At 40.8% G+C, this 25,891-nt stretch carries 22 protein-coding genes; 11 read left to right on the forward strand and 11 right to left on the reverse strand.

Annotation, left to right across the window (positions count from 1 at the left end; genetic code table 11):
* Window positions 1–11 precede the first annotated feature (11 nt).
* Together nadE and GKS34_RS09930 are read left to right on the forward strand one after the other, a co-directional pair.
* The gene (gene nadE, locus GKS34_RS09925) at window positions 12–1,868 is read left to right on the forward strand and encodes an NAD(+) synthase (protein WP_163384666.1); all 1,857 of its coding nucleotides are present in this window, start codon (window positions 12–14) and stop codon (window positions 1,866–1,868) included.
* Window positions 1,869–1,898: 30 nt separating this feature from the next.
* A complete protein-coding gene (locus tag GKS34_RS09930; RefSeq protein WP_163384667.1) occupies window positions 1,899–2,999 on the forward strand; it encodes a prolipoprotein diacylglyceryl transferase in 1,101 nt (366 codons plus the stop codon).
* 8 nt (window positions 3,000–3,007) lie between these two features.
* Here the strand turns inward: GKS34_RS09930 and yidD are convergent, their stop codons facing one another.
* Entirely contained in the window at window positions 3,008–3,220 is a 213-nt protein-coding gene (gene yidD, locus GKS34_RS09935) for a membrane protein insertion efficiency factor YidD (RefSeq protein ID WP_435380108.1), read from the reverse strand.
* An 85-nt stretch (window positions 3,221–3,305) separates the two neighbouring features.
* Here yidD and GKS34_RS09940 point away from each other — a divergent pair, with 85 nt between their 5' ends.
* The 3 genes from GKS34_RS09940 to GKS34_RS09950 all read left to right on the forward strand — a co-directional run bounded on the left by GKS34_RS09940 (window position 3,306) and on the right by GKS34_RS09950 (window position 7,773).
* Window positions 3,306–4,760, forward strand: coding sequence for a BamA/TamA family outer membrane protein (locus tag GKS34_RS09940; protein WP_317167972.1), 1,455 nt, complete (start codon window positions 3,306–3,308; stop codon window positions 4,758–4,760).
* 80 nt (window positions 4,761–4,840) lie between these two features.
* Entirely contained in the window at window positions 4,841–5,674 is an 834-nt protein-coding gene (locus GKS34_RS09945; RefSeq protein WP_163384669.1) for a PorV/PorQ family protein, read from the forward strand.
* Window positions 5,671–7,773, forward strand: coding sequence for a ComEA family DNA-binding protein (locus GKS34_RS09950; protein WP_163384670.1), 2,103 nt, complete (start codon window positions 5,671–5,673; stop codon window positions 7,771–7,773). The genes GKS34_RS09945 and GKS34_RS09950 overlap by 4 nt, the downstream gene beginning before the upstream one ends.
* Before the next feature lie 30 nt (window positions 7,774–7,803).
* Here the strand turns inward: GKS34_RS09950 and mscL are convergent, their stop codons facing one another.
* A complete protein-coding gene (mscL, locus tag GKS34_RS09955; protein ID WP_163384671.1) occupies window positions 7,804–8,229 on the reverse strand; it encodes a large-conductance mechanosensitive channel protein MscL in 426 nt (141 codons plus the stop codon).
* A gap of 125 nt (window positions 8,230–8,354) precedes the next feature.
* Here mscL and GKS34_RS09960 point away from each other — a divergent pair, with 125 nt between their 5' ends.
* The 6 genes from GKS34_RS09960 to GKS34_RS09985 all read left to right on the forward strand — a co-directional run bounded on the left by GKS34_RS09960 (window position 8,355) and on the right by GKS34_RS09985 (window position 16,012).
* Window positions 8,355–10,421 (forward strand): S9 family peptidase, encoded by a 2,067-nt coding sequence (locus tag GKS34_RS09960; RefSeq protein WP_163384672.1) that lies wholly within the window; start codon window positions 8,355–8,357, stop codon window positions 10,419–10,421.
* Window positions 10,422–10,584: 163 nt separating this feature from the next.
* The gene (locus GKS34_RS09965) at window positions 10,585–12,012 is read left to right on the forward strand and encodes a circularly permuted type 2 ATP-grasp protein (RefSeq protein WP_163384673.1); all 1,428 of its coding nucleotides are present in this window, start codon (window positions 10,585–10,587) and stop codon (window positions 12,010–12,012) included.
* Window positions 12,013–12,028: 16 nt separating this feature from the next.
* Complete coding sequence (locus tag GKS34_RS09970) at window positions 12,029–13,009, forward strand: alpha-E domain-containing protein (RefSeq protein WP_163384674.1); 981 nt, start codon at window positions 12,029–12,031, stop codon at window positions 13,007–13,009.
* Window positions 13,006–13,746, forward strand: coding sequence for a proteasome-type protease (locus tag GKS34_RS09975; RefSeq protein ID WP_163384675.1), 741 nt, complete (start codon window positions 13,006–13,008; stop codon window positions 13,744–13,746). Before GKS34_RS09970 ends, GKS34_RS09975 begins: the two co-directional genes overlap by 4 nt.
* Window positions 13,747–13,805: 59 nt before the next feature.
* Window positions 13,806–14,663 carry a transglutaminase family protein gene (locus tag GKS34_RS09980; protein ID WP_163384676.1) on the forward strand — a complete coding sequence of 286 codons (858 nt, stop codon included), beginning with the start codon at window positions 13,806–13,808 and terminating at the stop codon, window positions 14,661–14,663.
* A 92-nt stretch (window positions 14,664–14,755) separates the two neighbouring features.
* Complete coding sequence (locus GKS34_RS09985) at window positions 14,756–16,012, forward strand: metallophosphoesterase (protein WP_163384677.1); 1,257 nt, start codon at window positions 14,756–14,758, stop codon at window positions 16,010–16,012.
* A gap of 27 nt (window positions 16,013–16,039) precedes the next feature.
* Here GKS34_RS09985 and GKS34_RS09990 read toward each other — a convergent pair whose 3' ends face one another.
* Genes GKS34_RS09990 through GKS34_RS10030 form a run of 9 tightly spaced genes read right to left on the reverse strand, consistent with a single transcriptional unit; the run spans window position 16,040 to window position 25,885 of the window.
* Entirely contained in the window at window positions 16,040–17,719 is a 1,680-nt protein-coding gene (locus GKS34_RS09990) for a capsule assembly Wzi family protein (RefSeq protein WP_163384678.1), read from the reverse strand.
* A 7-nt stretch (window positions 17,720–17,726) separates the two neighbouring features.
* The gene (locus GKS34_RS09995) at window positions 17,727–18,929 is read right to left on the reverse strand and encodes a glycosyltransferase family 4 protein (RefSeq protein ID WP_163384679.1); all 1,203 of its coding nucleotides are present in this window, start codon (window positions 18,927–18,929) and stop codon (window positions 17,727–17,729) included.
* A gap of 4 nt (window positions 18,930–18,933) precedes the next feature.
* Window positions 18,934–19,794 (reverse strand): dTDP-4-dehydrorhamnose reductase family protein, encoded by an 861-nt coding sequence (locus tag GKS34_RS10000; RefSeq protein ID WP_205602050.1) that lies wholly within the window; start codon window positions 19,792–19,794, stop codon window positions 18,934–18,936.
* A complete protein-coding gene (gene wecB, locus GKS34_RS10005) occupies window positions 19,791–20,915 on the reverse strand; it encodes a non-hydrolyzing UDP-N-acetylglucosamine 2-epimerase (RefSeq protein ID WP_163384680.1) in 1,125 nt (374 codons plus the stop codon). The genes GKS34_RS10000 and wecB overlap by 4 nt, the downstream gene beginning before the upstream one ends.
* Before the next feature lie 2 nt (window positions 20,916–20,917).
* On the reverse strand, window positions 20,918–21,946 hold the full coding sequence (locus tag GKS34_RS10010; protein ID WP_163384681.1) for a polysaccharide biosynthesis protein: 1,029 nt from the start codon (window positions 21,944–21,946) through the stop codon (window positions 20,918–20,920).
* 48 nt (window positions 21,947–21,994) lie between these two features.
* Complete coding sequence (locus GKS34_RS10015) at window positions 21,995–23,203, reverse strand: glycosyltransferase family 4 protein (protein ID WP_163384682.1); 1,209 nt, start codon at window positions 23,201–23,203, stop codon at window positions 21,995–21,997.
* Between the two features lie 22 nt (window positions 23,204–23,225).
* Window positions 23,226–24,191, reverse strand: coding sequence for a Gfo/Idh/MocA family protein (locus GKS34_RS10020; protein WP_163384683.1), 966 nt, complete (start codon window positions 24,189–24,191; stop codon window positions 23,226–23,228).
* Window position 24,192: 1 nt separating this feature from the next.
* Window positions 24,193–24,765: an acyltransferase gene (locus GKS34_RS10025; RefSeq protein WP_163384684.1), complete on the reverse strand. Its 573-nt coding sequence runs from the start codon at window positions 24,763–24,765 to the stop codon at window positions 24,193–24,195.
* On the reverse strand, window positions 24,758–25,885 hold the full coding sequence (locus tag GKS34_RS10030; RefSeq protein WP_240459265.1) for a DegT/DnrJ/EryC1/StrS family aminotransferase: 1,128 nt from the start codon (window positions 25,883–25,885) through the stop codon (window positions 24,758–24,760). The genes GKS34_RS10025 and GKS34_RS10030 overlap by 8 nt, the downstream gene beginning before the upstream one ends.
* Window positions 25,886–25,891: the final 6 nt, after the last annotated feature.

The raw sequence follows: 25,891 nt of genomic DNA on the forward strand, positions 1-25,891 counted from the left end.
AAACCAACCCTATGTCTCAATTACATATAGCCGGTGCCACCCTGAATCAGACGCCATTAGACTGGGAGGGGAATTTTGACACTATTATGCAGGCCGTTCAAAAAGCAAAAGAAAAACAGGTGGAGCTGTTATGCTTTCCTGAACTCAGCATCACCGGGTATGGTAGCGAGGATCTCTTTTTGAGTTACTGGTACCCAAAAAAAGCACTTGCCTATTTGCAAAAGATTCTTCCTTTCACCAAAGGAATCACGATCTGCCTGGGCTTACCATGCCGGGTATCAGGTAAATTATACAATTGCATGGCCGTGGTAGAAGACCGGAAGATCCTGGGCATTGTGGCCAAACAATTTTTGGCTATTGATGGGGTACATTACGAATGCCGGTGGTTTACACCCTGGATAGCCGGAGAGGTAATCAGTTTCGATTTCTACGATTCATCGGTTCCTTTTGGTGATATGACCTTTGAAAAAAATGGGATAAGCTACGGGTTCGAAATATGTGAAGATGCCTGGAGAGGTGACTTACGCCCCGGATTTCGGCTAAAAGACAGAAATACAGCCCTTATTTTTAATCCCAGTGCCAGCCACTTTGCGATGGGCAAAAGCGAGCAACGGGAAATACTGGTAAGGGAAAGTTCTGAAGAGCTGGAAGCAGGTTATTTTTATATCAATTTACTTGGCAATGAAAGTGGGAGAATGATTTTTGACGGGGAAATACTCTTCGGATACCGAGGGGAAATCCTGGTAAAAAATCCTCTGTTGTCTTTTCACAACTACCAGTTGGTGCACTTCAATTTCCCTCTCGAAAAACCCTTGACCCCGGTAAGCAACCCAATTGAGCACGACAAAAACGAAGAGTTTACTGCAGCTGCCACCCTCGCGTTATTTGATTACATGCGAAAAAGTCGGAGTAAAGGATTTGTCCTTTCCCTGAGCGGCGGAGCAGATTCTTCCACAATTGCCGTGCTGGTTGCGGAAATGGTAAAAAGAGGAATCAGAGACTTGGGAGTACCCCTATTTCTGGAAAAAATTCATCGTAGCGATGACATTGATCCCAAGAGCAGTATTAAGGATATTATTGGTAAAATTCTCATTACAGCTTACCAAAGCACCCGTAACTCGTCAACGGACACCCTGCAAAGTGCGAAGTCACTAGCTGAAACTATTGGTGCCACTTTTCACCATTGGTCCATAGATGAAGAAGTAGCTGGCTATACCCAGAAAATCGAAACCGCCCTGGGCAGAAACCTGGACTGGTCCGGAGATGACATTGCCTTGCAAAACATACAGGCCCGGGCAAGGTCCCCTATTATCTGGATGCTGGCAAATATTCATCAGGCACTGCTACTGAGCACTTCTAACAGAAGCGAAGGAGATGTAGGCTATGCCACCATGGACGGAGATACGAGTGGAGGACTCTCCCCTATCGCAGCCGTATCAAAAGACTTTATTTTGCAATGGCTGCAGTGGGCTGAAAAAGAATTGCGATATGAGGGGCTAAAAGGTGTAAATGCGCTCCAACCAACTGCAGAACTTCGTCCTCTGGAATCGCGGCAGACAGATGAAGAAGATTTGATGCCCTATCCTGTCATCACAGCCATAGAAAAACTGGCCATCCGGGACAAACGATCTCCGGCAGACATCTACCTTATTTTGAAAGAAGAGCTTTCTCTTGAATCCGCCCCATTAAAAACTTACATTAGAAAATTCTTTGAACTGTGGTCCAGAAACCAATGGAAAAGGGAGCGGCTGGCACCCTCATTTCACCTGGATGAGTTTAATGTAGATCCGAAAACCTGGTATCGGTTTCCAATTTTATCCGGAGGGTATCGGAAGGAATTAGAAGAAATGGATGTTTTAGAAGAATAAAGACTGGCAACAGCGTAAAAAGTTAAGACAATGATCAATAATGTGTTGTATTACGTGGTTTGGAGTCCAAACCCAGCAGTTTTTTCAGGATTTGACAGGTTGCGGTGGTACAGCCTGCTTTTTGCTCTAGGGTTTATCGTTTCTCAACAAATCATGGTCCATTTTTTCAGAAAAGAAGGTCATGATGAACAACTAGTAGATCGGCTTACCATCTATATGGTATTGGCCACTATTCTGGGAGCGCGTCTCGGACATGTGTTGTTCTACGAACCGGCACGCTACCTGAGTAATCCCATAGATATTCTCAAGGTTTGGGAAGGAGGACTTGCTAGTCATGGGGCTGCTATAGGTATTCTATTTGCCTTATGGCTTTATGCCAAAAAAACTCCCGGCCAGTCTTATTTGTGGGTAGTCGATCGAATTGTTATAGTCGTGGCACTTACCGGGGCACTCATACGTGTTGGCAACCTGATGAACTCTGAAATCGGCGGAAAAGCCACTGGAACAGACCAGGGTATTGTATTTGCGCGTGATACAGAGGACATATTGAGTACGATGAACCTCCCCATTGAATCCATAGAGTCCTATAAACCGGAGGACCGGGAAGACGAACTGCAGGGCACCGGCAGGGTTCCGGTAAATATTGATATTCGCATCAGCAAAGGAGGGTTTGACGAAAGTAATTTAGCCTCCGTTTTGGAAAGGGATGTAAAGTATGCCCTGACACGATTCAACAGCTCCAAAAAATACATGGCTGAAAATCCTGAGACGCCATTAAATATGGAAATAACGGATGAAGGGGATCATTACCTGGCAGTAGTCAAAACCTTCGGTATCGCCAAGCATCCTACTCAGATTTACGAAGCACTCACTTATTTTCTGATTTTCATTCTCCTTTTCATAGGGTGGAGAAAGTACAAGGCCGGCATTCCGGAAGGCTTATACCTTGGTTTATTTCTAATTTCCGTATTTGGAATGCGTTTTGTCTGGGAATTTTTCAAAGAAAATCAGGTAGATTTTGAAGACAATCTGACTTTCAATATGGGGCAGGCACTGAGCATTCCCTTAGTTTTGGCAGGTATAGGATTGGTCATTTATGCCCTTAAAACCAAGAAAACAAACCAGAAATAAATCAGGAATTAGGGAACGGGGTCATGTCCTTGTCCCCCCCAAGGATGACACCGTCCAATCCTTTTTATTCCTAACCAGGCACCCTTTAACACGCCATGTTTCTGAATGGCCTCTTTCATATACTGGCTGCAGGTGGGATAAAATCGACAGGACCTTGGAAATAAGGGAGATAGTAAATATTGATAGATCAAAATGGGAAAAATGGCAATATTTTTAACTATTTTCTTCACTTATATCGTATTTACTTCTAGTAAGGTAAAATTTATTATTTAAGTTCTCCGGCCCTTCACAAAAAATCTAGTTATTTTGAAATATTTTCCTTCCTTTTTCTTTCAAATCCTGCTTTCCTGCTACCTCTGCATGGCGAGCCAGCCGCTGTGGGCGCAGGCTGAAAACGGAGGAAGTGCTAACGACCCAGCCAATCCCCCGGAGAAGGTAACGGTCAACAATATCTTTGTAGTAGGTAATGAAAAAACCCGGAGAAATATCATTCTGAGGGAAATGGATATCCAAACAGAACTTACATACGACTGGGAGGAATTCGTAGAAATGCTGTTGGCAGACCAGAAAAAAATCTACAACCTTCAACTTTTTACAACAGTCACATTAACTCCTTTATTTGTAGGCGATGAGCAGGTAGAGTTACTGGTTTCGCTGAAAGAAAGGTGGTACATTTTGCCCAGCCTCATCTTTAACCTTGCAGACAGGAACTTTTCAGAGTGGTGGATCAACCAGGGAAGGGATTTTTCGAGGGTCAATTATGGTATCAAGCTTGACCATAATAATGTAGGAGGCAGGAATGAAAAACTCCGGGTGATCGGACAATTGGGTTTTACCCAGGCCATTGACCTCAATTACAGCATTCCATATCTGGACAAAAACCAGTTACATGGGCTGGCTGCGAAATTCAATTATTTCACAAACAAAAACATCCCTATCAAATCTGTTGATAACAAACAATTTTTCTACAAAAATCAGGAAGAAGACGTATTGCGGAGAACTTTCAATGCCTTTTTAACATATAGTTTCCGGGGCAGCTTTTACAATTTCCATTACCTGACCCTGGGAATCCACAACACCCGGATTCATGAAGACGTGTTGATAGAGAATCCAAATTACTTCACCCATGACAGCGAACGACTAAAATATTTTCAAGCTACTTACCGATACCGACACGACAATCGAGACAATGTAGCTTATGCTACTCAGGGTACCTTACTGGACTTAAGCCTTAGCCAGTACGGGCTTTTCTCAGGAGATGACATTCGCGAAACTGAATTTTCGTTATTAGCCAGTAAATATACGCGTCTGGGAGGTAAGTTTCATTTTGCAACCGGTATTTCCGGATCCGCTTTTTTTAGTCCAAGGCAGCCCTATACCCTGGTAAGAGGGATCGGATACAAACCTGATTTTATCCGCGGCTATGAGATAAATGTGATCGAAGGGCAGCAGACCATTGTACATAAAAACAGCCTTCGGTATGAATTATTAAATATTGCCTTTGATATTTCGGACTTCATGCCCATCGAGGAGTTTTCCGTCATACCCTTCAAATTATACCTGAGTGCCAATTTTGACCAGGGGTATGTCAGAGATGCTAACCGTATTCCTGAAAATGCAGGTTTGACAAATCAATATCTTTCGGGATACGGACTGGGATTGGATCTCATCGGTATTTATGATGCCGTTTTCCGCTTCGAGTATTCCGTCAATAACACCGGAACGGGCAATTTTTTCATCAACGTGAAAGCACCTTTGTAAATTACTTTTTTTGTTTTTAAAATACATTTTTTTGTATTAAATTCATTTGTCGCTAAGTGGTTTTCCCAACTTTTCGAATCATGGAGAAATGGATTCCGACCGTTCTGTTTTTTTCCTTTTTGATTGTCCTTACCGGGCGGTCACAAAACAGCATGGATCATTTCCCGAAAGGAGCATTAAGCATGGGACTGGGAAATGCCAGCGTCACCCTCAATGATCCCTGGGCAATATTTAACAACATCGGTGCACTGGGAACAGCCAACCAGGAGCTGCGAGCAATAGCCGGCTATGACCACAGGCTGGGCTTAAGTGAGCTCACAACGCTCTCCACCGGACTTATCATTCCTACCAACAACCTGGGGAATCTGGGTATCGGTATCTCCAGCTATGGCGGAAAGCTATTTAACCAACAGCAAGTCGGTATTGGTATCGCCAACCAGCTCGGTCTGGCAAGCCTCGGTGTAAAAATCAGCTATTTTCAAACCAATATTGAAGGGTTCGGTAGAAGTGCCCAGCCGGTGTTCGAATTTGGAGGAACGGCAGAACTGCTTCCAGGCCTATTTTTTGGAGCACATGCCTACAACATCACCCGGGCTGCTATCAGCAAATCTAGCAAGGACTACTTGCCTACCACTGTAAAAGCAGGTATTTCTTATCGTCCCTCAGAAGATCTAATGTTGAATTTCGAATCAGAAAAAGAATTGTTAACTCCTGCCAGGTTCAAAGCAGGGTTGGCCTATGGTTTCGAGCAGAAGCTATGGGCAAGAACAGGTATCAATACCAATCCAAACCATCTGTTTTTCGGTATTGGTTTCAGGCCCAGGAGATTTCAAGTAGATTATGCCATGAGCCGGCATTTTCTTTTGGGCTTTACCCACCATTTTTCCCTCAATTACAACCTTTCCGAACCTTGACTCCTCGTTTCCTTCTTGTATTTTTGGTGCCAAGCTGTTTCCAGGTCCTATTTGCCCAATCCTTACCTACTAATGGCCTGGACATCGAACGGTTCATTGAGGAGCGCTTTGCCTTTCAGGACGAGGACATTCCGTATGAAGACCTCTACGAAAGTCTCCTGCAGGTTCACCTAAACCCCCTGGATCTACAGGTAGTCTCTGCCGAAGAGCTGAGGTCATTGCATATCCTTTCCCCCTTGCAGGTGGAAACGTTTATGACCTATCGAACTGAATTTGGCCCTTTGCTCTCCACATACGAATTACAAGCCATTCCCGAGTGGGACCTGAAAACGATCGAAAGTATCCTGCCCTTTGTGCAATTGAATTCCAGCCAAACGCTTCCTGGCGTTGCCGGTTTAAAACGAATCCGAACAGCGGAAAATGCTTATTTTATTCTTAGGCAACGAAGGGTCTGGCAAACCAGAAAGGGATTTAGCCCGCCGGATACCCTGCCTGGTGGAGCACTGAGCAACCGCTATCTTGGGGATCCCAATGACGTGTACGTCAGGCTGCGATTGCAACAACCGGGTGATTTCAGCCTGGGCCTGACCGCTGATAAAGATGCCGGTGAACCATTCGTATGGGACGGGCGTACCCGAAGGTATGGAATGGATTTTTTGTCCTTTCACTATACCCTTTACAACAAAGGAGCTATGAAGATGCTCACGTTAGGCGATTATCAGTTTCAGTTCGGTCAGGGGCTGGTATTTGGGGCAGGATTTTCCGTAGGAAAAGGATCCGAGACAGTCGCTACTGTTCGAAGAAGTTCGCTGGGACTACGCCCCTATACCTCGGTTTTGGAAACCGGTTTTTTTCGGGGAGGGGCTATTACCTACCAAAAAGGAAATTTTGAGTGGACGGGGATGTATTCCCTTGCTCCCAGAAACGCTAGTATCCAAATTTTTCGGGACAGCCTTGAATCTTCCGAGGGGTATTTATCTTCGCTTGTCCTTTCGGGATATCATCGAACTGAAAGTGAAATTCAAAAAAAAGCGCAGGCCAGGGAACAAAATATTGGAACAAATATCCACTACCAGAGCCCTAAGAATAACCTACAGGTTGGTGCCAATTTTCTTCACACCCGTTACAGCCGTCCACTAATACCGAGAGCCCGGGTATACAATCAATTCGAATTTCGTGGAGAAAATAATTCCATCGGAAGTCTTTACCTTTCCTATAATTTTGCTAACCACTACTTTTTTGCTGAGTCGGCACTTTCCCAAAGTATGGGAAAAGGGCAGGTAGTCGGTATTATGAGTAGTTTAAGCCGGCAGGTGGACTTTTCCCTGGTATGGCGAAAATTTGACCGAAACTTCCACTCCTTCTATGGCAATGCATTTTCCGAAGGCTCCCGGCCCATCAACGAAGAGGGCTTCTACCTGGGTCTGAGCTATAAACCCTTCAGAAAAATCACCTGGTCTGCCTATTACGATCACTTTTCCTTTCCCTGGATGCGGTTCCGCATGTATGCTCCCTCTTCGGGCAGCGAGTGGCTTAGCCGTTTTACCTACACACCGAATAAGCAGTTGGCATTTTTCTTTCAATGGCGGGAAGAAAGTAAAAGCAGGAACCTATTATCGGATGAGCAGTCGGATAACCAATATTTGCTGGCTGAAGGCAAGAGAAAAAACTTTGTCTGGAATATGAGCTACCAACCTAATCAATGGTGGCAGGCAAAGACCAGACTCCAACACAGCTCTTATCAAATAAATGGAACAAAAACCAGGGGCTTCGCTATTTTTCAGGATTTAACGGGCAGTGTGGGCGATTGGAAATTCAGTGGGAGGATTTCGTTATTTGATACCGATGATTTCGAAAACCGACAATACCTTTTTGAGAAAAATGTCCTTTGGGCCTTCTCTGTTCCCAATTTCTATGGGCAAGGGATGAGATGTTATTTGCTGGCACAATACAAAATCAACAATCAATTGACTTGTTGGGCCAGATGGGCAAAAACGACGTATACCAATAGAGAAGGCATCGGTTCAGGGCTGCAGGAGATCCCCGGAAACGAGGTGACGGAAACCACTTTTCAGTTGAGGTACCAGTTTAACCGGTAAAGAAACACAAATCATCTTTACCGGTTAAATTCATCCATTTTGCTTCTTTAAAAGATCTCTGATTTCCTCCAATAGAACCTCTGTTTTGTTTACGGTAGGCGGAGGAGGAGTGGGTGCGGCCTCTTCTTTCTTCTTCAGGCTATTGATCAGTCTCACCATCATGAAAACGGCAAGCGCTACCAGGGTAAAATCCACTACAAACTGAATGAAATTTCCATATTTGATGGCCACTGCGGCCACTTCCACTCCTGCCGGATCCAGGTAGGCATCTTTAAGTACGATCATCAGATCTTTGAAATTTACTCCTCCAAGCAATAACCCGATGGGGGGCATAATGACATCATTTACCAGGGAAGACACTATCTTCCCGAATGCACCGCCCATGATCACTGCCACGGCGAGATCTACCACATTGCCCCTTACAGCAAAATCCTTGAATTCTTTAATCAATCCCATGCTTTTGTTAGTTAGAAATAGTAATTAGTACTTTGAAATAAATAGCATAACTTTTCAATATATATATTTATTTGAAAAGTTTTTAAATTTATCAGTGACAAAATAAAAAGTTTTAAATCAATAATATGGCAAATCAATTTCAATTAGAAGCTCCAAAGGCAAAATTATCACCAAAGAACCTTGATTTTCATTCCCATTCCAGGTTAGATAATTATTATTGGATGAATGACCGGGAAAATCCGGAAGTCCTCGCCTACCTTGAACAAGAAAATGACTACAAAGAGCAATGCCTGGCTCCTGGTAAAAGCTTGCAGGAGACTTTATTTAAAGAAATGAAAAGCCGGATTAAGGAGGATGATTCCAGCGTACCTTATTTTAAAAATGGGTATTACTATTACCAAAGATATGAAGAAGGGAATGAATATCCGATTTATTGCCGGAAAGAGAAACAATTGACTAATGAAGAGCAAATTATACTTAATGTGAATGAATTGGCTGAAGGAAAGGAGTACCTGCATGTCAATGCCCTGGCCATTTCCGAAAGCACGCATTTGCTGGCCTATGCTTCCGATGACGTGGGTCGCAGGATCTACACCATTCATTTCAAAGACCTGCAAACCGGAGAAACGTTTAGAGAATCAATAAAAGCCATTACCGGAAATATGGCTTGGGCAAGCGATAATAAAACCCTTTTTTATACCCAGCAAGATCCGAAAACACTTCGGTCAAACCGGGTCTACAAGCATATCCTGGGACAAAATCAATCGGATGATGAATTAGTTTTTGAAGAAAAGGACGAAAAATTCACCCTTCAGGTACAAAAATCCAAATCTGGTAAATACCTGTTCATTGCCAGCCAGAGCACCATTTCTACCGAATACCGGTTCTTGGCTGCCGATAATCCCAAGGGAAAATGGAAGCTTATTCAGAAGAGAGAGAAGGATCTGGAATACGAGGTCGAACATTACGAGGATTATTTTGTTATCCTGACCAACGCAGACGGAGCAAAGAACTTTAAACTGGTAAAGGCTCCCATAAAACAACCAGGAAAAATCCATTGGGAAGAAGTGATTCCTGTGAGGGAAAATGTATTGCTCGAAGAATTCGATGTATTTAAGCACCACCTGGTAATTTCCAATCGCTTCAATGGTCTGAGCAGGCTGGAAATCCATACCTGGGATGGAAGACAAAAGCACACCATCCGAATGCAGGACCCCGCCTACTCGGTTTGGTTGGGGAATAATCCGGAGTTTTACACGGAGGTCTTACGCTATGGGTATAACTCGCTAACAACCCCCTCTTCCATATTTGATTATCACATGGACAGCAGGGAGAAAACCCTGATGAAGCAACAAGAAGTAATGGGTGGTCACAATCCCGAAGACTACCAATCAGAAAGAATATGGGCCACTGCCCCGGACGGACAGGAAATTCCGATTTCATTGGTTTACAAAAAAGATTTGTTTACTAAAATGGGGGAAAATCCCTTGTTATTATATGCTTATGGTGCCTATGGGCTGAGCACGGACCCCTATTTTAGTCCCAGCAGACTAAGCCTTTTAGACAGGGGTTTTGTATTTGCAATGGCTCATGTGCGTGGAGGGCAGGAAATGGGGAGGCATTGGTATGAAGAAGGCAAAATGCTAAAAAAGAAAAATACCTTTACTGATTTCATTGCCTGTGCAGAACATTTGATTCATGAAAAATACGTGCATAAAAACAAACTATTTGCCATGGGAGGAAGTGCAGGCGGATTAACAATGGGAGCGGTTATTAACGAACGTCCGGACCTCTTCCTTGGAGTCATAGCTGCGGTTCCGTTCGTAGATGTAGTTACCACCATGTTGGATGAGAGCATTCCATTAACAACCGGAGAATTTGACGAGTGGGGAAACCCCAAGGAAAAGGAATACTATGAGTACATATTATCTTATTCTCCCTATGACAATGTAAAATCACAGGATTACCCGCACCTTTTGGTCACTTCGGGGTTACACGATAGCCAGGTACAATACTGGGAGCCGACAAAATGGGTGGCTAAATTACGTGCGATGCGAACCAATAACAACCTGCTTCTCCTTCATACTAATATGGAAGCGGGCCATGGAGGTGCCAGTGGGCGGTTCAGAGCGTTAAAAGAATTAGCCATGGAATATGCCTTTCTACTTCGTCTTGCGGGAATAAACCAATAGCTAAACTGTCACCTCTTATTTCAATTTTACCTAAATATCATCCTTTTTGTGTAATAAATTAGGGTGTTTTGCCGGGATTCATTGTAGTTTCAACAATATTTACTTAAATTATTATCTTTAATACAATTAGTAAGACCAAATCAACTGATTTTAACCACCCACCATGAAGGTAATCCATAACAATCAACAAGGCTTTTACGATGAAATGTATGAAAAGAACCAGGAACTAAGGCCTCACTACAACAGTTTCGGTAAATTCATACAAAGCATTTCGGCCAAGAAACTCAGCCACCTTCAGTATTCGGCAGACAAAGCGCAAATGGCCATGGGAATGACGTTCAACGTCTACCATGATAAAGAAGGAATGGAAAAGATTCTACACCTTGACATCATTCCCCGGATTATTCCCGGGCATGAATGGAAAATATTGGAAGATGGACTCAAACAGCGAATTGACGCTTTAAATCATTTTCTTCAGGATATTTACAATGAGCAAAAAATTTTCAAGGATGAGATTATTCCGAAGGAGCTGATTGTCGGGAGCAAAGACTTTCTGAAACCTTGTATCGGACTTACGCCACCCAAAGGAATCTGGTGTCACATCACTGGTACCGATCTGGTGAGAGATAAAGACGGGGATTTTTACGTACTCGAGGATAATTTAAGGTGCCCCTCAGGTGTATCCTACATGCTCGAAAGCCGCGAAATTATCAAAAGGGCTTTCCCGGAACTTTTCAATACTCTCGGAGTGCGTCCGGTATCCGACTACAGCACCAAACTTTTGGAGATGCTGCAGTTCCTCTCCGATAAACCGAAACCGGTGATCGGAGTTTTAACACCAGGGGTGTACAACTCTGCCTATTTTGAACATTCCTATTTGGCCCAGCAAATGGGGGTAGAATTAGTTTCGGGCATGGACCTTTTGGTAGAAAACAAAAAAGTATACATGCAAACTACCAAGGGGCTGCAACAGATCGATGTGCTGTACCGGAGGATTGACGATACCTTTCTGGATCCGCTTGCATTCAATCCGAATTCCATGCTGGGAATCCCAGGATTGTTCGATGCCTACAAGGCGGGTAACATTGCCCTTGCCAACGCTCCAGGAACCGGAGTTGCGGATGACAAAGCCGTTTATGCCTACGTACCTAAAATCATCCGGTATTACCTTGATCAGGAACCCATCTTAAAAAATGTCCCTACCTACCTTTGCCGGGAAACAGAAGACCGGGAGTATGTCTTGAAAAATATCGCCAACCTTGTGGTTAAAGAAACGAATGCAGCGGGGGGGTATGGTATGTTAATCGGGCCGAAAGCAGACGCTGAGGAGCACGAAAAGTTCCGGAAATTAATACAAAAAAACCCAAAAAACTACATTGCGCAACCCACCCTTTCCCTTTCGACGGTACCCTCGATCATAGACAATAAGTCTATCGAAGGTCGGCATGTTGATTTGAGGCCTTACATTTTATACGGAAACGAAATTGAAGTAATTCCCGGAGCCCTTACCCGTGTAGCCTTGAAAAAAGGCTCCCTGGTTGTTAACAGCTCTCAGGGAGGAGGCAGCAAAGATACCTGGGTATTGTACTAACCAAGAAAAAAACATTATGTTAAGTAGAGTAGCAAATTCCATTTACTGGCTGGGCAGATACCTTGAGAGAGCAGAAAATTATGCCCGTTTTATTGATGTAAATTTCAACCTGATGTTAGACCTCCCCGGAGACCTGAAGGAACAATGGGAGCCCCTGGTACTTGCCACGGGAGACAAAGAACTCTACCAGACAAAAAATCAAGGGTATAACATGCAGGAAGTCATTTATTTTCTGGCTTTTGATATTGACAATCCCAATTCACTTATTTCGTCTGTATCTCAGGCCAGAGAAAATGCTCGAATGGTCCGGGAAAATCTAACCAAAGAAACCTGGGAAAAGCTCAATGAAACCTATCATTTTGTCAAAAAAGCCTCAGAAAGTAAAATCTGGAAAAAAGAAGATCCAAGGGAATTCTTTGAATCTGTCAAATCTCAGATCTTACTTCTTTATGGAATCGCAGACAGTACTGTTGCCCGCACGGAAGGATGGTATTTTCGCCAACTGGGACAATACCTTGAAAGAGCGGATAAGACCTCACGCATTCTGGATGTGAAGTATCATATCCTCCTCCCCTCTCCGAAGGAAGTAGGTTCCCCCCTTGACTTTCTCCACTGGATGGCCCTGTTAAAGTCAGTAACTGCCTTTAATACCTACCGACGTCTTTACGGTACCATAGATCCTTCGTACGTGGTTGAATTTCTGGTCCTGAACAAATACTTCCCCCGGTCCGTGTTTTTCTGCCTCCGGGAGGCCGAGCAAAGCTTATTTAAAATTTCAGGCACCAATGGTTCTGGTTTCTCCAATCCGGCCGAAAAATCCATGGGAGAACTGCGGTCTAAACTTGAATTTGATGATGTCAACGATATCATTGCCACAGGACTTCACGAATACCTCGAACACCTTCAGGTGAAAATCAATTTTATATCCAATCAGATAAACGATAATTATTTCCAAATAAAAGATAACTTTGTAAGCCAAACTATGGAGCAAGGATGACATTTTGTATTGGAATAAAAACAAAACACGGGATTGTAGGGCTAGCGGACACCAGAATTACCTCGGGCAACGAAACCACCACGTCAAAAAAATTATACACCGTCAATAGAAAAAAGCACTCTTTCTTTATTATGACCTCAGGCCTGCGCTCAGTGCGGGACAAGGCCATCACCTATTTTGGGGAGTTAATCGAAAAAGAAGATGCCTCCTTTGATAGGTTATACAAAGCGGTCAACGGATTTGCTGACCAGGTAAAAAGGGTGGCGGAAGAAGACATGGACTCACTGGAAAAATCCGGTTTCACTTTCAACCTTTTCTCCATCATTGGTGGACAATTGGAAGAAGACAAAGAACCCCGGCTCTTTCTATTATATCCGCAGGGTAACTGGATAGAAATTCGGCAGGGAACACCTTTTGTGATTATAGGCAACACCGGCTTTGGCAACCCTGTACTGAGAAGGTCGTTAAAGTATGAGGAACCGCTTTATTTTGCATTAAAAAGTGCGTTTCTGGCCTTCGATGCCACTCGAATCAGCGCGAATGACGTAGACTATCCGATAGATACGGTCGTCCTTGAAAACGATAGTTACCAAATTATTGAAAATCGGTTTGAGCAACACGAATTGCATCATTTATCTGAATTTTGGAATAATTCGTTGAAAGAAGCCATTCATAATTTGCCGGCCGATATATTAAAAAAAGCATTCTTTCATGAAGAAATGGAAGAAAGCGAATAGATTTCCCTCCATTTGATTGCTGCAGATGCCGGGTCTCCTTACCCTTAAAATGATAACTCATGCGTCTAAAAATTGAACACCACACCACTTACGACTACCATCAGCCAGTTGGGCTTAATCCCCACAGTCTTTTTTTAAAGCCGCTTCAAAGAAACTATTTTGAGGTAAGCCAATTTTTACTTCAAATACAGCCCGAACCGGATGGAATGAATGAAAGACAAAGTATTGAGGGTAATCCCTATTTCCAGGTCTGGTTTTCAAAAGAAACGAGCAAGCTTAGCATCAGTACCTCTTTTGAATCCACACACAGTCCCTTCAATCCTTTTCTGTTTTTGGTAGACCAGGGATTTATCAATAAGCTAGACCAACATGCAGAGACTCCATTCCAGTATCCGGAGGAAGATATGCCCCTGCTCCAGGCTTACCTTTCACATAGTAATAACTCTCTATTGAGACAGTATGGCCTGGCAAAACTAACCAGCAAAGATCCCATTCAGTTTTTAACAGAACTAAATGCCTCCATTCATGCCGATTGGAAGCACATCATCAGGGAGGAAGAGAACCTTTGGCCGGCGACTCAAACCTTTGCTGCCGGAAGAGGTTCCTGCAGGGACCTTTCCTGGATGTTGATAGAAATACTACGCCATTTGGGCCTGGCCTCCCGATTTGTCAGTGGCTATGCCTTTAATCCTGAACTGGACGAAGGGCATGAACTCCACGCCTGGGTCGAAACCTTTTTGCCAGGAGCTGGATGGGTGGGCCTGGACCCCAGTCTGGGCCTGATGACCGATGAATATTACATTCCATTAGCCTGTAGTTTTCTCCCTAAAAACACCCTGCCGGTTCACGGGACCTTTGGAGGCGATCACCTGCAGGAAGCCACCTTGACTGCTTCAGTTCATATTCAGCCATTATAGTAACCAACTGATTCAGTTATTTCGGCTTTTTTCTTCAGATAAACAAACCTTTGCGCACTGTTTGCGATTAATTAGTGTAGCGTAAAAAAACCATGAAAAAAGTGGGAGGAATCGTCTTTATTTTAATTTTGCTGGCAGTTTTATTTTTTCTGAATTGGTACGTATATCAGGGAGTTAAAACCCTTCTGCCCGAAGCGTACTTTTCAAAAGGAAAAATAACCTACTGGGTATTGGCTGGAGGGATCAGCCTGTGGATAGGCCTGACCTTTTTTATCATCCTGCAAGAGGGTAAAATATCGACCACCTCTCAGAAATCGTTAAACCTATTCCTGACGATTGCTGTTACCCAGCTTACAATCATTGTATTCTTATTTGGAGAAGACATCTACCGGACTGTGAGTGCGGCCATCTCCTATTTTTCATCTGGGTTTTCTTCCAGCCATGCTGAAAGCCCGGCCGTTTATCCTGACCGGCGAAAGTTCGTCAGCCAAATGGCCTTTGCGGTGGCAGCCATTCCTTTTACGGCTTTCGTATACGGGATTTTAAAAGGTAAATACGATTTCCGAACCATCCGGAAGACCATTTATTTCAAAGACCTGCCGGAAGCCTTTGATGGGTTTACGATCACCCAGCTATCTGACATCCATGCTGGGAGCTTTACAGATATGGAGGCGGTAAAAAGAGGAGCCGAGCTTGCCGCCTCTCAAAATTCCGACCTGTTCGTTTTTACAGGCGACCTTGTCAATCACAAGGCAGATGAAATCGAGCCCATGCTGGAAGCTTTTTCACAAATCAAAGCCCCCTATGGACAGTATTCTATTTTAGGCAATCATGACTATGGGGATTATTCGTCCTGGCCAAGCCCGGAGGCTAAAAAAGCGAATTTCGAGCATCTGAAGGAACAGCACCAAAAATTGGGCTATGACTTGTTGCTAGATGAAAACAGGATAATTGAGAAGGAAGGCCAGAAAATCCGGCTAATGGGAGTGGAAAACTGGGGAGTGGGTTTTCAATCCAAAGGAGATTTAGAAAAATCCCTGGTTGGTGTTGCGGATGAGGAATTTAAAATTTTACTTTCCCATGACCCATCTCACTGGGACAAGCAAGTCAAAAGACATCCTAAAAAAATACACCTTACCTTAAGTGGTCATACCCATGGTATGCAGTTTGGTATAGAGACTCCGCTGTTTCGATGGAGTCCGGCCCAATACCGATACCCCAACTGGGCGGGGCTGGCTGAATTCGCTGGAAATCACTTGTATGTCAACAGGGGATTTGGATTTCATGCCTTTTCGGGCCGGGTAGGCATCTGGCCGGAAATTACGGTAATCGAATTGCGGAAAGGTTGAAATAAGGGACGCTTAGGAACAGATGATTTAATCGGAGTGCTTATGATTTTTTTGAAAAAGGTAAATCAGGCTGACCTGGGAGTGGATGGAAAAAAGATCTTGCCCTTTGGGAAATTCAGGAGTACTATCGGGCTCCAATTGCCATTGGTAATTGAGGGCATTGATAAACTGTAATTTGGAACTAACCATAAGATTATCCCATCGGTGATCAAATAAAAGTCCAAGACTAAGATCTACCCAAGGCTGTACTTCCTTTTGTTGACCAAAAGCCCGGTAGTAAAAATCCTGGTGGTTGGCCAAACGTTCTAATAGAATCCCCATTTTGTTAAATTTCTCTACCAGGGAAAACTCCAGGGTCTGGACATTAGCTCCAACACCAGTACCTACTCCAAGGTTTTCGCCTTCATTTGAAAATCCCCTGGCTAAAAAATGAGTATGCCAAGTCAATCCTCCTGTTAATCCGTTATAACGTATATATCTATTTACTGCTTCCTGTTGATGTGTCATCTCTCCCTTTATTTGAAGCGATTTGGAGGAGTTATTAAGGTCAAAAATCTTAGTGAACCCTAACAAATAGGCTCGAGCATGATCAGGGTTCAAAATGAACTCCCTCCAGTTATATGAATGGTCTCTTTTCCCATATTCGAAATAAACTTCGGCATTGGCATCCCAATTGACATACCTGCCAAAAACAGAAACTTGCTGATCTCTCCCTTCATTATCCAGATCAAACCCGACCTTTTGTTTTTGAAAGGGGTCAATTACCGGGAAAAAATCTCTCCATTTATTTCCACGCATATCATTATATTGCTGATATGTTCTACTCATTCCCAAAAACAAATTAGAAACCCATTTAGGGTTATAACTGATTGAAAATCCGTTGAGGTATTTTGAATCACCGGAAAAGTCATTAAAAAAACGTTGATTAAGGCGGGGGATTTGGGAAGGTTCAAGCTGTGAATCTTTTAAGGTCCCTATAATCAACTGCATTTCAAAATTACCCAGGAAGGTTTTTGCAGGTTTGACTGTATTGATTGTCAGGTGGGGAAACCCACGTGCATTATTGCCGATAGTTAATGTATTGAATTGACCAGGGCCCCACCAAATATTTTGAGTGGATGCTCCTAATTCGAAGCCCCCAATTGTAGCAGAAATTTTAGATTGTCCCCACCAGAATTTGGCGTATGATCCACTCCCAAACTTTTCAGGAGAATCTCCTGCATTCCAAAACACATACCTTTCCCTCGTTACCCTATCATCAAATCCATCAGGAAATCCTGGGTATTCAAAATTTTGCGCAAAAACGTACTCCGGTTGGAACTGAATTTTTAAAAAATACAGTTTAACAAATGCCCCAAAAGTAGAATAATTTTGAATTCCGACATTTGGAATCATTAAACCATTACCCCAACCATAAGGCCTCTTGGTATTAAGTTCAATTGTATTTCGAAACGGCAAAATCGTGAAAATAAAATTATTTTCATCCTTTTTCGTCTCAGTATCAAGCAATTCATCCGATTGACTAGCAAATTCTGTCCCTATCGGCCTAATATTGAAGGATATTGTACTTTGATTATTACTAAGAAGGTGTTGCCTTCTTAATGCATCCGCTAAGCCAGGAATACCTACAGGAAGAGTTTGAGACGAACCCAGGGAATGAATAAAAATCAATAAAAAAGTAAGGTTACAAAATTTCTTGAATTTCATAAAAAAGTTAATCTCCTGTCCAAAATTGAGATTCAAATGTATTAACGGCACGTTCTTTAGAAAATTTATTTTCTAAGAGTAAATTAGAGTTTTGGGATAAAGAAAACCTTTCTGTTTCAGATAAACTAAGGAAATATCTAAACCCTTCAACTATTTTTTCAATGCTATCAGGAGGTGCGGTTACCCCAATCTTGTAATCTTTGATCATATCAGGAACTTCACCATCCATAATTGCAAAGACCGGTTTCGATGCGGTAAGATAAGTCGGGAATTTTGAAGGTATCATGATACTATATAAGGGACTTTTTACGAGAGACAAGAATAAAACATCACTTGCCTCAAAAAAGGAAGGCATTTCATCAATTGGCCTTCTACCAGTGAAGTTTACATTTTGAATACCATTCTCTTCTACAATTTGTTTTAAGGCCTCCAAATTGGATCCATCTCCTACAATATTTAAAAAAACATTAGGTTCGCTATCCGAAACTTCCTTAAATGCTTTAACTACGATTTCAAGGTTTTGTACTTTACCCACATTCCCTGTAAAAGTAAAATTAAAAGAGCCAGGCAATTTTAGTCTAACTTTGGGTTTGTCATTCACTACCATCGGCCAATTCGGCACCCAGTGAATATCTTTTTTGGGTAGCATTACTTTCAGTGGCTTCTCAAATCCGTAACATGAAATGAAAATTTTGTCACAGTTTTTATAGACAAATTTTACAATTCTATTAAGAATCATTTGTAAAAAAAAAGTCTTCTTATAACCATAGGCATAAACCGTATCAGGCCATAAATCCTGCGTCCAAATTCCCAGTTTTGTCCCATAAACTATTTTTAAAAAAACGCCTGGAAGTGCCACAGTTAAGGGCCCAGTCTGATAGATAAATACCCTGTCAAATTTCCTACCGATAAATAAGGCAGTGATCGTTCCAAAAATAATGAAACTAATATAGTTCAATAATTTAACTAGTCCACTTTTTTGATACCCAGTGATCACTGGAAATCGATGTACTTTTATCCCTTCAAATGAGGTTTTTTGGTAAATTTTATTTTTATATCCTTCGAAGACCTTTCCGAAAGGATAAGATGGTGTTCTCGTTAAAACTTCTATTTCATAACCTCTTTTTTTCCAGGTCTTTACCAAATCATTAATAATAAAATCTTCTGGGTAAAATGCTTCACCTATCACCAAAGCCATTTTCCGATTCATACACTCAATAATTATAAATCGTTTGGTACAGGTTGCGGTTTTCCTCCATAAATTTCTTCATTTCGAAAATCATTTGAAAATATGAGGGCACACTATATTTAAAATCATTTCTATTAGATATTAAACTTTTATCTATCTCTTTCCCATCCACAGAATTAATATCAATTTTTTTGTTAAAAATCTCTTTAAATATGTTCAATAGATCATATTTTGAAATCTTTTCTCCATTACTAATATTAATTAAACCTACACTTTCCTGGTCAAGGCAAAACGCTATAACGTTACTTAATTCCACCGTTGTCACTCCTCCCCAGTAAGATTTTTTAAATCCGTTTATTGTATTCTGCTGATTCATAAACCAATGAAATAAGCCTTCCCCGTTCGCTTTCAGCTCAGGTCCTACTATGGATGTTCTTAAGGTAAGATTGGTTGAGTCATTGATTTCTCCCAGGGCTTTACTGCGCCCATAAACATCATCTGCGTCACGATAATCCGTTTCCTGGTAGCCCCCTGATTTTCCAGAAAAAACACAATCCGTGGAGATATGTATAAGTTTAGCATGAACCAAAGCAGCTGTTGAAGCCAACCAATGGGGGAAATAGGCATTAATAAAAATGGCATTTGCCGGGTCCTCGCTTGAGCCTTTAATCAGTATCCCCACGCAATTAATTATGTAATCCGGATCAATTTTAACAAGCAGCTTTTCTAACTCATCCAATTTTGTTATATCACAAATTATGGATTCCTTTCGGAGTTGCCTTCTAAAGGAAATGTCAAAAATCTCAAATTTATTTAATGAATTGAACTTGTAATAAACCTGATGTCCCAACATTCCTGTTGACCCTAATATCAATACTTTTTTCATGCTTTATCCCAGGTTACTTTATTGACAATAGAGGTATAACTTTGAATTACCCTGATTACGCGGGTAGATACATTTTTAATTTCATATTCGGCGGGTAAATGTGCCCTGCTTTGTTGATGTAATTGCTTGGCAATTGGAATAGACTGTAATAACCCTTCCTTCTGAATACCTCCTAAAACAATATTTCCGGAATCAATCGCTTCTGGTCTTTCTGTGCTAGTTCTTATACTTACAGCTGGGAAATTCATCATGGCGGATTCTTCACTAATTGTTCCACTGTCTGATAAAACGATGAAGGCATTCTTTTGCAATTTCACATAATCAAAAAATCCCAAAGGCTGAATGTTTTTTATCAGAGGATGGAATGAAATTCCCTCCGACTCGATTCTTTTTTTTGTCCGGGGGTGGGTACTAAACACCACTGGCATTTTATATTCTTCTGCAATACCATTCAATGCATGCACGAGTATCGAAAAATTGGCTGCTAAATCAATATTTTCTTCCCGATGAGCACTAACGACCATGTAATTGTCATTTGAAAGATTTAATTTTTCACAAATTTCACTTTTATTAATTTGACTTTCATAGATATCAAGTACCTCTCTTAACGGAGATCCTGTCACAAACACATGATCCTTTCGAAAACCCTCACTTAATAAGTATCTTCGGCTATTTTCAGTGTAGGTGAGGTTAATATCAGAGATATGGTCAGAGAGTTTTCTATTGATTTCTTCGGGCACATTCTGATCAAAACAGCGATTACCTGCCTCCATATGAAAAATCGGAATTTTTAATCTTTTGGCAGAGATCGTACACAGAACGCTATTTGTATCCCCTAATACCAGTAGCGCATCTGGCCTGATTTCTCTTAGGATTTCATATGATTTGGCAATGATATTCCCAATTGTCTGGCCCAGATGCTCCCCTGCAACATTTAAAAAATGATCCGGCTTCCGGATTTCTAAATCATCAAAGAAAATCTGATTTAACGTATAATCGTAATTTTGGCCGGTATGAATAAGGATGTGATCAAAAAACAAATCACATTTCTTGATACATTCTGAAAGTCTGATGATTTCCGGTCTGGTGCCCACTACGGTGACAACTTTTAATTTTTGCATTTTTAACGGTTTAAATTCCAGTTCTGCAACTCTTCGTTGACATAATCGATTTTCAGGAGCTTGTTTTTAACTTCAGCTATATTCAATCGCTTGGTGTTATGAGAATTGTAATCTTCAATATCTGAGGCTTTGGGATCGCCTTCGGTAAAATAACTTCCATAATTGAGATCTCTTACATCTGCAGGAATTCTATAAAATGAGCCCAAATCCTCGGCTTTTGCCATTTCCTCTCTGGTACAAAGCGTTTCAAACAATTTTTCGCCATGTCTTGTCCCAATAATTTCAATCTCACTCTTTGAATCAAAAAGTTCAATCAGCGCCACAGCCAAATCATGAATAGTGGAAGCAGGTGCTTTTTGTACAAAAAGATCACCTTGATCACCATTATCGAAAGCGAAAAAAACTAAGCTGACCGCCTCATCCAAAGACATTAAATACCTTGTCATGTTTGGATCCGTAATGGTAAGTGGTTTAAATGCCTTAATTTGTTCAATAAACAACGGGATGACGGACCCTCTTGAGGCCATCACATTACCATATCTGGTTCCACAGAAGATACTTTTTTCATCATTTAAATTTCTGGATTTAGCTACCATCACCTTCTCCATTAAAGCCTTGGACATACCCATAGCATTAATCGGATAAGCTGCTTTATCGGTACTCAGCACCACAACTTTTTGCACATCGAATTTTTCGGCAGCCGTCAGGACATTTTCTGCACCCAGTACATTTGTTTTGACTGCTTCCAAGGGGAAAAATTCACAGGAGGGTACCTGTTTCAGAGCTGCAGCATGGAAAATATAATCGACACCCTGGACGGCAACTTCTACGGATTGTAAATCCCTTACATCTCCAATATAAAATTTCACCTTGGAGTTTTTCAGCCTGTTACGCATATCATCCTGCTTTTTTTCATCCCTGCTGAATATCCTGATTTCCTGAAATCGGTCATCATTCAAAAATTGGTCTAAAACTGCATTGCCAAAAGAACCAGTACCCCCCGTTATAAGAAGTTTTTTACTTGTAAACATTATATAGAATTTATGAGAATAAATAAAAAAATTTAAATTTCAATTATGTTATAGTTTCAATAATTTATTATATAAAGATAAAATCTTTTTTGAATTTTTTTCTGGAACAAAATTTTCCAAAGCTAGTTTTTTAGCATTATCACCCATCCTTTTAATTTCACTTGGCTGATTTGCAAAATATAAAATAGCATCAGCTATTTCTTGAGGGTTTTTTAATTGAACGGCAATCCCTGTTTCCATAGGAATAAAAGTATCTTTCATAGGATCTGTAATTGCTAAAATTGTAGGGACACCTGCAAAAGCACCTTCAAACACCTGACGTCCTGGCGCATTAAAAAATCCTGGAACACATAAAACATCCATTTTTTCATAGGCCAACTCAACATTATCCGTAGCTCCTACAAGATGAAAGGAGTCAGTTAATTTATATTTGAAGAGCAAATTCTTTAACTCATTGCCTATATTTCTACTAAAACCAAATTTTCCCAATAGCCAAAGTTTTAAACTTTTTTTATTTATTGTTTCTCCACCTACAATAAGAAATTCCACAGACTTGTCTTTCTCCCGAACAATTTTAGCTGCCTTCACTAATTCTAGAATTCCTTTAGAAACCATTAAACTTCCTACGTATCCGATGATAAGATTATTTCCATCTATTTTTCCAAGTTTATTTTTAAATTCCAGGTCTTCAGCAAATTCATGCTTAAAAGAAAAAGAATTATGAATAACTTGGACATCCAGATCAGAATTTAAACTTCCTTTCACTGTATCATCTATAGCAATAATTTTAGAAACTTTATTTTTGAGAATCGAATGGACAAGTTTGTTTCGAAAAGAATTTTTGTCTTGCCTTGCAACTGATCTTACATGTAAAACAATAGGTGCCGCAAAAACCATTTTCAAGAGAACTACTGTAAAAACTTCTGTAATTTCATTTACATGAATCACATCAAAGTTTCTCCATTTATAATTTGCTTTTAATACCGCATAAATTGAAAAGGGAATATAAAAAATTTCCCTTAATAATATGAGCCATCTCAAACCTCTGTAAAAACTGAAAGCTGTATTATCAAGTTTTGGCAGCCCTTGAACACTAATAGTATCCATTGCCACCTTTTTAAAATGGGTTGAAGAGGATCCTTTTGCCAATATGAAATAGGCATCAACTTCTCCTTCAGGAAAATTCTTAATTACTTCAAATAAACTTCTTGATGAGCCCCCCCAGGGGCCCACTGAATGAATATATAAGACTTTCAAAACAGATATGTAATATTAATATTTATTTCCCAAAAGGATGAGGACTTAGAGTTTTTCTTGCAAATGGGTGATATTCCCCCTTTAAGCCTATTGGATCTTTATGTCTGATTTCATGAACTATTTCTATAGAATTTCTGGCCTCCTCTAAACCAAAACCCTTCCCCTCCAATATATGTTGGTAACTATGGGTATGTAATTCCGTAAAACCATCACTAAATTCTATTTCTTTTCCTTCCATGGTTAGGGACCTGTAGGTTTTGCCACCCTTATCCTTTACTGAATCAGGCAAAGTATCTGAACTAATGCTTAAAAACCACCTAACTCTGGCTCTTTCAAGTTCAAAATAACCGGAGGCTCGGTCATGCATATGAATATGTATCACATTTTCCTTTACAGCACCAAATATCCAGGTTAACATATCGTAAAAATGTACCCCAATATTGGTGGCAATACCACCAGATTTACTAACATCACCTTTCCAGGAAGTATAATACCAATGCCCTCTTGAAGTAATGTAGGTCAAATCGACTTCATATATTTTATCAACTGGGCCTTCCTGTATTTTTTTCTTCAGTGCTATAATAGAAGGGTGCAATCTCAATTGTAAAATATTATAAACTTTTTTACCATGTTCCTTTTCTACCTCTTTCAATGCATCGATATTCCATGGATTTAGTACTAATGGCTTTTCACAGATAACATCCGCTCCAATCCTTAGCCCAAATCTGATATGGGAATCATGCAAATAATTTGGAGAACAAATACTTACGTAATCAATTTTCTGGGTTGTTCTTTTAAGTTTCTCAACATGCCGATCAAATCGTTCAAACTCTGTAAAAAAATCTGCATTGGGAAAATAACTATCAATTATCCCAACACTATCAAATTTATCATAGGCTGCTAAAAGATCATTCTTAGTGTCTTTAATGGCTTTCATGTGTCTGGGGGAAATGTACCCCGCAGCTCCTATCAATGCAAATTTTTTCATGTTATATCTTCTTAACTTGATTATTTTCTAAAATATATTTCTCTTTACTTTCTTTACAAATTGCCTCTCCCTGTTGATTAAAGTTAAGTCTATGTCCATACTCACTCATCCAACCAATTTGTTTTGCAGGATTTCCCACCATCAGTGCATATGCCGGAACCGATTTAGTAATCACCGCCCCAGCACCAATAAATGCATACTTTCCAATGTTATATCCACAAACTATAGTAGCATTGGCGCCAATAGTAGCACCTAACTCAACATGGGTTTTTAAATACTCAGATCTACGGCTTATGGCGCTTCTGGGATTAATTACATTGGTAAAAACCATGGACGGGCCAAGGAAAACATCATCATCACATGTTACCCCAGTATAAATGGAAACATTATTTTGAACTTTAACATTATTTCCAAGTACCACCCCCGCAGAGATTACAACATTTTGGCCTATCTTGCATTTCTTACCTATCTTACTGTGGGGCATGATATGAGAAAAATGCCAAATAACTGAGCCTTCACCTATTTCGCAGCCTTCATCTATTACAGCTGTCTCATGCGCAAAATATTTATCCATTAAAATATTTTTTTATAGTATGAATAATATAATCCTGTTCATCTGATTTCATTTCTGTGTGAATCGGAAGAGAAAGAACCTTCGTACATAAATCTTCTGCCACCGGAAAATCACCTTCCTTATAACCAAACCCTTGATAGGCCACCTGCATATGCAATGGGATAGGGTAATAGATCATGGAGGGTATGCCATTCTCCTGAAGAAAATCTTTAAATTCCTGTCGTATTTCTCCCTTTACCTGAATAGTATATTGATGAAATACATGGGTTGAGTTTGGAACTCTGGTCGGAATTTTAATTTCGGAAATTTTAGAAAATTCTTTGTCATATTTCTCAGCAACCAAATTCCTTGCTTTACTATATTCATCCAAATGTTTAAGTTTGACCCTCAAAATAGCTGCCTGGATTGTATCCAATCGGGAATTTACACCAATACTTTCATGTACATACTTTTTCTTTTGCCCATGATTGGAGATAATTTTTAATTTTTCCGCCAAATTTTTGTCGTTGGTAAACATTGCCCCTCCATCCCCAAAGCAACCCAAATTCTTTGAAGGAAAAAAAGAAGTAATTCCTATTTCACCCATGGTCCCGGCCTTAGATACGCTTCCTGATGAAAACATGTAATCTGCTCCTATTGCCTGGGCAGCATCTTCAATCACCTTTAGATTATTTTCTTTTGCAAAAGATAGAATAAACTCCATATTTGAACATTGACCATATAGGTGCACCGGAATAATTCCTACTGTGTTCGAAGTTTTCCGCATTTCGAGCTGTTGGACATCTAATTCAAATGTGTCAGGATTTACATCAATAAACACAGGAATTAAGCCCAATAATGCTATGACTTCCACCGTTGCAACATAAGTAAAAGCTGGCACAATAACTTCCTGTCCAGCCTTAAATCCCAATGCCATCATCGCTATTTGAAGCGCATCCGTTCCATTGGCGCAGGGAATTACATGTTCAACTTGATTATAGGTTTCAAGTTCATCAGCAAACAGATTGACTTGGGGGCCATTAATAAATGTAGAGGTATCAATTACCTCTTGAATCCCTATATCAATTTGACTTTTGATTTTATTGTATTGGGAGAAAAGATCTACCATTTGTATTTTCATATCAAT

Source organism: Cyclobacterium jeungdonense (genome assembly GCF_010994275.1).
Taxonomy (GTDB): Bacteria; Bacteroidota; Bacteroidia; order Cytophagales; family Cyclobacteriaceae; genus Cyclobacterium; species Cyclobacterium jeungdonense.